Here is an 8591-nt window from a genome sequence, read left to right as displayed (position 1 = left end):
AAAAAAAAAGAGTGTACACAGACAATGCGTCTGCATACACTCTTATAATGCTCACAGAGATATTTATCTACTGCCGTTCTTTGATCAGGTAAGTGATCACAGGGAGGTGGTCGCTGTAGCCATTGATGAAGGTATTTCCCTCAAAGGTACGGTGTGGAGTCCCCTTACGGCTGCCCTCCTGTCGGATAAGGAAGGAGCGATTGAAGATCTCCACCCTCCAAAAGCTCAGAGACTTCCGAGAGCTGTCTAAGAGCGGTTCCGTAAGAATCATCTGGTCAAAGAGGTTCCACTTTCCTTGATAAGTCAGTGTCCCTATGCCTTGAGCGTAGGGCTCCCAGGTGGCGTTGAAGAATCCTCTCTCCCCGACCTCCTCAGGAGTACGCTTGGCACCCAAGACCTTGGCGGTACTATTGTCCACCGGATCGTCATTGAGGTCCCCCATGATGATGAGCTTAGCCTTGGGGTTGTCGTTATAGAGAGAGTCTGCGATGTGCTTGGAGAGCTTGGCGGCTGTCTCACGATAGATGCTGGAGGACTTTCCTCCGTAGCGTGAGGGCCAGTGGCAGACCAGAACGTGGAAGGGCTCCCCGGCGAGTATTCCGCTCACAAGCAGCTGGTCGCGTGTGCGATATCCGGGACGGAAGTCAATCTCAGGATAACGGTAGGCCTTGTAGTCGGTGACCTTGAAGAGCTTGGGGTTGTAGAGCAGAGCCGTCTCGATGCCTCGCCAGTCGGGCGAGGGGACATCGATCACCTGCAGTCCCATATCGGCAATCTCGGGACGAGCCACGAGGTCATCGCAGACCCGCTTATTCTCCACCTCCGCGAGACCGATGATAGCTGGTCCGGCAGGGGTCACCTCACGCCCCAGCTGGGCGATCACCGAGGCAATGTTGTGGAGCTTTTTCTCATACTTCGCTTGGGTCCAATTGTAGGGACCGGAGGGGAGAAACTCGTCATCCCCCTTATTGTCCGGATCGTCCTCAGCATCAAAGAGATTCTCCACATTATAGAAGGCTACCGCATAAGCCTCATACTTGGTCTCTGACGTAGCGGTTCGGTCACTTGAGTGACGCGAAGAGCCACAAGAGGTGGTAAGGGTGAGGAGAAGGAGAGTCCCCACAAGGAGAGAGAGCTTTGACTTAGTTGGCGATATCATAGTTCTTTGTCTTCATGGAGTCAATTGTGGAGCCTGAGCCCTCGGTGATCACCTTGCCACCACCGACAGTCTTCAGCTTGAGCGCCTTGATCTCCCACGAGGAGGTCTGACCATCAGGAGAGGTGTACTTAAAGGCAAAGCGGACGTTCCCCTGACCGAGGACAGACTTGGGTAGATCAACCGTGGTGTCAATAAACTTCCAGTCCTTACCCTCGGGTAGCGTAATGGCAACGGGCGTCCAGGTGGCAGAAGAGGGAACACCGGACTTGTAGTTGGTGGAGACGAGCAGCTGGTGGCACTCCTTGATCGTAGCTGGAGTGGCATAGTTGATTGCCTGCTTGAAGGTCAAGGTCGCAGAGGTGACACCGGTCAGATCGATGAGCGGAGAGATAAGCCAGTCCTCGTTGGCATGTCCGGTTTTACCATCGTGAGCATTCATCACGGCAAAGTGGTCGAACACCTCACCGGTATCCTTATTGGTCTGATGTCTGATCACCCAGACTTGGTCTCCCTTGACGCTCACTTCCACAAAGGGGGCGAGAACCTTACTGAAGGGGGCGTCTAAGATCACACCTCCGGTCTTGGTTGTCGGCTTATCGCTACCACCGTTATCTGATGGATCAGAGGGGGTCGTGCCGGGAGTGAAGCCGATCACATCCTCACGAGAGCGAAGGAAGAGCTGGTAGTCGTTGCCAAACTTGGAGAGGACCGCAACGATCGAGCCGGTACCCTCAGGTAGCTTGTCGGCAGCAAAGTCGGCATAGCCACTATTGCGTACAATGATCGATGCACCCTTGCCATCGGTAATGAGACGATTGACAGTCTCCTGTGCTGGGGCAAAGGGCTGACCCTTCTGCTCAAAGTAGACATTATCGATGCGGATCAGACGACCTACGAGGTCATCGGAGAGGTCAGAGATCTTGACAGTCTTAGGCTGCACAAGGTCGGCATTGGGCCAGCCATTGGGCAGCATCTTCTTCTTCACGATCTCAAAGGGGATCCGATTCTTCTCAGCTGTGGGATGAGCGATGGACGGCTGTCCGCCATACATGCTGATCGCAAGGCCGTGGAGGTCAATGAAGACCTCCTGACCGACGGGGTAGGTCCCGGCGATCGCATTCTGGTCGATGCTCACAGCTATGCCTCCGGTCTCATCCTGGATGTAGATCTGCTTATAGATATTTCCGGAGATGTCGTTGGCAGAGACGACCGCCTTGAGGACATACTCATACTCTATCTCCTTAGAGGTGCGATCAGCAACGCCAGCGTATTCCTTCTTGAGCTCAGCGATGGTGACATTGGGCGTCAGACCCTCCACCTTAGGCTCAGTGAGGAGCGGTGCATCGTACTTCAGGTCGCTACAGGACGAGATCGTCACGATTGCCGCTGCAGCGAGTGCCAGTAATTTTAGTCCTTGTTTCATATCGTAGTATATCTCGGATTGTCTGGTGATTAAAAGATGTAGCCGGCATTGAAGAAGAGATTAATGCCCTGCATGTAATAGTGCTTATTGCCAAAGCGCTCTGGGTACTTCAGATTAATACGTCCCTGCTCGTACCCACCGGTAATGATATCCCTCCGATCGGTGAGATTCTGGATGGAAAAATTGAGGTTGATCCGCTGGCGACCGGGGAGATAGATGATCTTTCCGATGCTTAGATCAAGGGTGCAGCCACCCTTGAATCTCTCCTGAGTAGTAATGCTCTTGAAGGCAGCGAACTCCTCTGGATTATGTCCCGGGACGCCCTCGGGACGGACTCCGGTATAATTGGAGGCGAGACGACGGATGGGTGCCGGGTCGATGTGGTTGTAGCCGAAGCCATTGACATTAAGGTTGAGGAACCAGTAATTGATGAAGTAATTGATCCCAAAGGTACCAACCATCTGCGGGCGACCCCCGATGTACAGATTCTTCATATAGACCCTCTCCTCGCGATTCTCGATCTTGCCGTTGGTTGAGTTCATTACCCCCATCGGGTCATTGGCGTAGAAGTACTGGGAGACCGTCCCGACGAGGTCGAGGCTGAGTGCGTCGGTAGCCTTGACACTGATACCAGCCTCAATGCCACGATGCACCTTCTCCATATCGTAGAGGGTGTGGTAGACGAAGGTGCGCTCCACATCGTTGTAGTAGGCGATCTTGCGCATATCGTCCCAGAACTTGGTGTAGAAGAGTCCCAGACGACCCGACACGCGAGGCGTGGAGAAGACGTAGCTGAGGTCTACAGAGGCATCACTGACCGGCTTGAGGTCATCGACCGTAATATCGGTGACGTTAGGATTGACGTACATATCCCACACTAATGGCGGGCGTGACTGGTAGACCGCATTACCAAGGAGGAAATGGTGTCCGCTAAACTTATACGTAAAGCCGACCTTAGCATCCCCGGTAACGAAGCCGTAGGTGCGCCCTCTGCCATAAGAGCTATCAGGATAGCGACCATTGCGCATATACCCCTCACGGACCATATTCGTGTAGGCGATGCGACCACCATAGTAGAGGTCCAGGTGGGCCCAGGTGTAGCTATTCTGCACCCACGCCTCGGCAGAGTGTAGGTCGTAACCATAGTCGTAGCCAAAGACATCTCCCTCATAGACTCTCCTGTCCGCACGATTGAGGTCATTCTGGATCCTGTCGTGATCACCGGGGAAGTCCCGCTCGGCAAACTTGTCCACATCACGGGCATACTGAGCCCCCATCAGGTCCTCGACCGTCTGATACTGTCTTGCCCGACCGAAGCGATACCCTACCCCACCGGTCACCTTGAGGGTCGATGTGATCTGCTTACTTAGGGTTGAGTTAATAGTAGCCTCGAAGAGATCGTTGTTGCGCCCCTGCACCATATAAATTGCAGAGCCATCACCGGTCCTATTATTCAGCTCATTGATCTGATAGAGCTGATCCCAATTAATCTGAGAGGTACGCCCCGACTGCCATAGGTAGCGGTAGTAGTCCTGCACATCGGGTGCTCCGGTAAAGTAAGAGGGCAGATAGCGGTAGTAATCAGGCCGAGGATCCGCACCATTGAACCAGTCAAGGGAGCTCTTCTGGTAGTGACTGTAGTGGACCCCGAGCGCAGTCGTCCAGCTGGTGAGCATATCGGGCTTCCAGTCGTAGGTAAGTATCGCAGTGGGGTCGTAGGAAGTGACGATGCGAGAGTTGCGCTTCTTGCCATTCTGCCAGCCCCAGTTGGGATTATAGCTGTAGCATCCTGCGAGACGGACCGCCTCATCAACGGAGGCTCCCTGCTGACCTCGACGGACCGGCGAGCCAAAGGTGATCAGACTAAGTGCCTGACGCCCCTCATCCCACTGGTACTCTGCTCCGAGAGCATAGGATAGATTTTTATAAAAAGTGCCCTCTACTACTCCCTCGTGGGCATACCGACCACCGAGGAGAGCGGTAAAGGCCCAGCCATTGTCCATAAGGCCGGTATTGTAGCTTATCATCGTCCGGGCGTAATAATTGCGGTTGGTCCCAGTAAGTGTGAGCTTTCCCCCTCGGCTGTAGCTTGAGGGACGCATATTGATATTTTGTGATCCGCCCAGGTCGCCAAAGGAGAAGTCCGATGGCCCTACATAATTGATCACATTACCATTTCTCGTAAGGTCATTGATGGCCCCGATGGAGGAGTAATTAAAGACCCCACGTACTAAGTCATTGAAGGCAACACCATTGATGTACCGCTGCTCATATCGGCTGTCATACCCTCTATTGCGGTAGCGGAATTGAGAGAAGCGAAAGCCGGCAGTCTTGAGAAATAGGTCATTGGAGAGGACGACCGTGGGGCTAATCGTCTGGTCGTTGCCCGTCTCCCCCACCTCTAAGGCATCGACAATGCCGATAAGGGACTGATCGGCCTCCATCTTAGTCACGTGCACCCGGAGATCTCCCAGGTCCGTGACTCCATGGTCGGAGATCGTCACCTCAACCCTCTGATCAAGGATATCGCTCCCCGACAGGCTCAAGTACTCCATACCGGCAGAGGGGACGACAAATCTAAATCGCCCATCGGAAGAGGTGATCCACGAGAGACCGCTCCGCTCCAGATGGACACGTACACCGGCGACCGGATCACCGCCCTCGCTCTCCACTACCCGTCCGATGATGACCGGATCGGGAGACTCCTCCTGCGCCAGGAGCGGAGAGACTCCGGAGACAGCAAGGATGAACGAGAGTGCCGTTGCTAATTTTCGTCTAAACATATATACCTTTTTCTATGATTGGCAGTAATAGCAAATACTCAGTCAGAACTCTTTTGTGTGACACTCAGTCGACTTATATGGTGCCGGCGTCAATGATCACGTCCTGCATCGGCAGGATGGTGCCCTCCGAGGTGGTGATCTTGTCGGAGGTGGCATCACCACCATCCGTCAGCTTCAGCTCTATGGTAGTCTGAATCCCACTCTTGAGCATAATCTCCTGAGTGATGGGAAAAGTGAAGACATACTCACGGGTGAAGATCCGCAGGGTCATCCCCTTGAGACTCTGACCCGGGAGGAGATGCAGATCAGCACTCCCGGAGAGTGGTCCATCGGTAGTGATGGACGCAGTGGAGCTACCCTTCTTCTCCCCGATGGTCACCGAGCCATCCCTCACACTGACCATACCTGACAGGGCTAACCCCATCAGCTCCAGTCTCGCACCGGAGAGATCAACGCCCGAGAGGCTAATCTTGAGAGACGAGAGGACGGGATAGAACTCCAAGACTGTCTCAGTCTGATCGGCAGCCACTCCCGTCACAGGGCGAGAGAGGTAGAGGGCAGAGGTAGTTGTCAAGGGGAGATACTCCCCATCGGCAAGCTCCTCGGTGTATGGATAGTAGGCAATCAACTCATAACTCTTACCTTCCGGCAGACGAATGCCCGACTTGGCAGCGACGAAGTGACCACCGAGAGATGTCATTGTGGTATACTTGACATTAGAGACCTGTACCTTGCTGTCAAGAAGCGCTGTGACACCAATGGCATCACGATCGTGCCAGCGTGCGCCAGCCTGCAGGGCATTGCCCTTGAGAATACCTGTCAGGCGGAGGTCACCGGACCGTATAAGATACGGATCCTCAACATCATCGGGAGCACAGCCTGTCGAGCAGGACTGCGGTCCCCGACAGCAGGAGGAGAGCCCAAGTGAGAGCAAGCACACAGCAGCAAGTAGCGTGTGATAGATCGTGTGACGTGACATATGTATATTCGTTTGTTCTGTTTCGGGACATAATGAGATTACCTCCAGCGGGACTGGTCATTCTGCGACTTTATCCCCACTGCCTTATCCTTCGGGAGGTGGGTGAAGAACTGGAGCCCTGTCTGTCGTTCTACCTCAGAGACCGTCACAGAGTAGTCGCTATACTTCGTACCGGGGAGAGCTCTATTAGGCATAACGAAGCCGATGCTGTACCAGTTGCCCGTAGACTTCTCCTGCCGAAGGAAGACCTTGTATGTGGCATCCGGGACCGGGATCTGCTTCCCATCTCGGTCTGTGGTCATCTGTAGGGGTTCCTTGCTATATACCGGGCCGCAGACTACATACAGTGTGTCGTACTTGGAGACTTGCTGAGCCCAATTGCGCTCCTTTCCTTCCAACTGTTGCCACTGACCTGCATTCTGTGACTGATTCTGAGGAACCATATTGGAGAAGTAGAATGTTGTCTCATTCAAAGGTCTGGAGGCTGTCCTCGACCCGCTAGACAGCATATGTCCCCGTGACAAGCCACGGGTTTTATAAGACCTAGAGAGGTTAGGCTGAATGGATCTTGAGAGCTCAGGATCGTAGTCCCACCTATTGGACCGATCGGTATTTCCTATTACAGCCGGATACATCGGAAAGGCAACGTACCTTGGACTATGATACTTTGTATCAAAGAGGATGGAATAATTTCGCCTCGTGCCGCTACCTCCATCAGCAAACCATGCATCGGGGGCCATATGGCGAACAAACAGGGCATGATCCAGAAGTCTGGCATTCCGTACCACAGCCTCCTCTCGATACTGCGCCACCACACCGGGGCGGACATTACCGAACGGGTCATTAGGGTCGACTCCCGGCGTGGACTCATCCGGGTCAGTGGGATCAATCCCGGGAGTGGAGGGGTCAATAGGTACTCCGTCCTGATCCTTGACGGTGAAGTCACCACCGGGATTTAGAGGGAGGATCTTCCCCGCACTTGGGTCAATAGGCACTCCACTGGAGGGTTTATCTCCCTCCTTGATCGAGGGATCCATGTCTGCCGGAGCGAGAGGGTCAATGCCGGCGCTTGGATCTATTGGCACTCCGCCTCCTTCACTATCCTTGACAGATGGCTCTATAGGCGAGGGTCGGAGGGGATCAACTCCGGCACTTGGGTCAATAGGCTTAGCGCCAAACTTGGGATCATAGGGATTGTAGCGCTCTCCCTTCAGCCCATCCGGCGTCAGCACTATAGGACCTTCGGGAGCCTCTTGAGATAGTTCACCAGGTCCTTTGGTCTCAAGAATATGGAGGCCACTCCCGCTACCGGAGAGGGTCAGGTGGTAAGTAGCCACTTCGCCTGCCTTCCCCACAAAAGGGGAGGGACGCCACCGTACAGAGCGCCCACCATAACTTAGGGTCACGACCAAATCACCATAGTTGACGCCGGGCACCACCACAGCTGCAGCCACGGCTTGAGCCCGATGACCTCGTACCGCCAGGTCAAGTGTACCCTTTGCACCCCGATACTGAAATTGGTCCGACACCAGATCAAAGCAAGCTGAGAGAGGGACATCAGCAGCCTCAACAGTCAGATGCGATAGGTCACCAAAGTCAGGCGATGCCGTGACAACTAATTGCAGAAGAGCATTGATACGACTAAGAGTAACCTTCGGCTCCGGGGTCCAAGTGACATCGGAGAGCTTCCCATAGAAGTAGTCCGGAGCCTTTCCTTGTGCCTGACCAGCATAGTTCATCGGGATCTGTCCCTGCGAAGCCTCAGTCGTATACGGATAGTATGCGATGATCTCAAGAGGGGACGATGGCGACCGATGGATCGGTGACGTGGAGAAGAAAACACCATCCCCCGCACTCGATGTATAGAGGATATTGTCATCCGAGACCACACCATGAGAGAGGGAGAAGACTCCCATCTGATCATTTTTCTGCCAAGTAGGAGCTGCCGATCGGAAGCTTGCCTTGTATCGCAGCTCATACGGCTGAAGCAGATCATCTCCCGTTTCTCTATGCGTGCATGAAGTTCCTAAAATCAAGAGTGCCACAAGGGCTAAGCCCAGTCTTGGTAGAGTTATGTAGTCGGTTGATTTCCCTTTCATTGCTTTATGATCATAATCATTTTGAGTTGACAACACTCAGTGGATAACCAAAGGTACCCATTATTGATTCCTTGACCAAAGAGCGAGCAGTAAGGGGACCTTGACTTCTCCTTAAACAAGATGCCGGCACTCAGTCCGCCAAGGGGCT

5 protein-coding genes are annotated in these 8591 nt (G+C 53.7%); all 5 read right to left on the bottom strand.

Annotation, left to right across the window (positions count from 1 at the left end; all coding sequences use genetic code 11):
* Positions 1-67: 67 nt before the first annotated feature.
* The 5 genes from HMPREF2890_RS07515 to HMPREF2890_RS07495 all read right to left on the bottom strand — a co-directional run bounded on the left by HMPREF2890_RS07515 (position 68) and on the right by HMPREF2890_RS07495 (position 8443).
* The gene (locus tag HMPREF2890_RS07515; protein ID WP_070467211.1) at positions 68-1159 is read right to left on the bottom strand and encodes an endonuclease/exonuclease/phosphatase family protein; all 1092 of its coding nucleotides are present in this window, start codon (positions 1157-1159) and stop codon (positions 68-70) included.
* On the bottom strand, positions 1143-2582 hold the full coding sequence (locus tag HMPREF2890_RS07510) for a DUF5689 domain-containing protein (protein WP_070467209.1): 1440 nt from the start codon (positions 2580-2582) through the stop codon (positions 1143-1145). Before HMPREF2890_RS07510 ends, HMPREF2890_RS07515 begins: the two co-directional genes overlap by 17 nt.
* Before the next feature lie 29 nt (positions 2583-2611).
* Positions 2612-5365, bottom strand: a complete 2754-nt coding sequence (locus HMPREF2890_RS07505; protein WP_070467207.1) for a TonB-dependent receptor — start codon at positions 5363-5365, stop codon at positions 2612-2614.
* A gap of 73 nt (positions 5366-5438) precedes the next feature.
* Positions 5439-6344 (bottom strand): fimbrillin family protein, encoded by a 906-nt coding sequence (locus tag HMPREF2890_RS07500; RefSeq protein WP_070467205.1) that lies wholly within the window; start codon positions 6342-6344, stop codon positions 5439-5441.
* Between the two features lie 38 nt (positions 6345-6382).
* Positions 6383-8443, bottom strand: a complete 2061-nt coding sequence (locus HMPREF2890_RS07495) for a DNA/RNA non-specific endonuclease (protein ID WP_083289884.1) — start codon at positions 8441-8443, stop codon at positions 6383-6385.
* Positions 8444-8591 lie beyond the last annotated feature (148 nt).

The sequence above is a fragment of the Porphyromonas sp. HMSC065F10 genome, from assembly GCF_001808555.1.
GTDB lineage: Bacteria > Bacteroidota > Bacteroidia > Bacteroidales > Porphyromonadaceae > Porphyromonas_A.
This window is presented reverse-complemented; position numbering and strand designations above follow the sequence as displayed.

What these genes read in the sequence shown, in the direction of transcription:
- HMPREF2890_RS07515 (WP_070467211.1), bottom strand. Translation starts at nt 1,159, where the DNA reads ATGATATCGCCAACTAAGTCAAAGCTCTCTCTCCTTGTGGGGACTCTC.
- HMPREF2890_RS07510 (WP_070467209.1), bottom strand. Translation starts at nt 2,582, where the DNA reads ATGAAACAAGGACTAAAATTACTGGCACTCGCTGCAGCGGCAATCGTG.
- HMPREF2890_RS07505 (WP_070467207.1), bottom strand. Translation starts at nt 5,365, where the DNA reads ATGTTTAGACGAAAATTAGCAACGGCACTCTCGTTCATCCTTGCTGTC.
- HMPREF2890_RS07500 (WP_070467205.1), bottom strand. Translation starts at nt 6,344, where the DNA reads ATGTCACGTCACACGATCTATCACACGCTACTTGCTGCTGTGTGCTTG.
- HMPREF2890_RS07495 (WP_083289884.1), bottom strand. Translation starts at nt 8,443, where the DNA reads ATGAAAGGGAAATCAACCGACTACATAACTCTACCAAGACTGGGCTTA.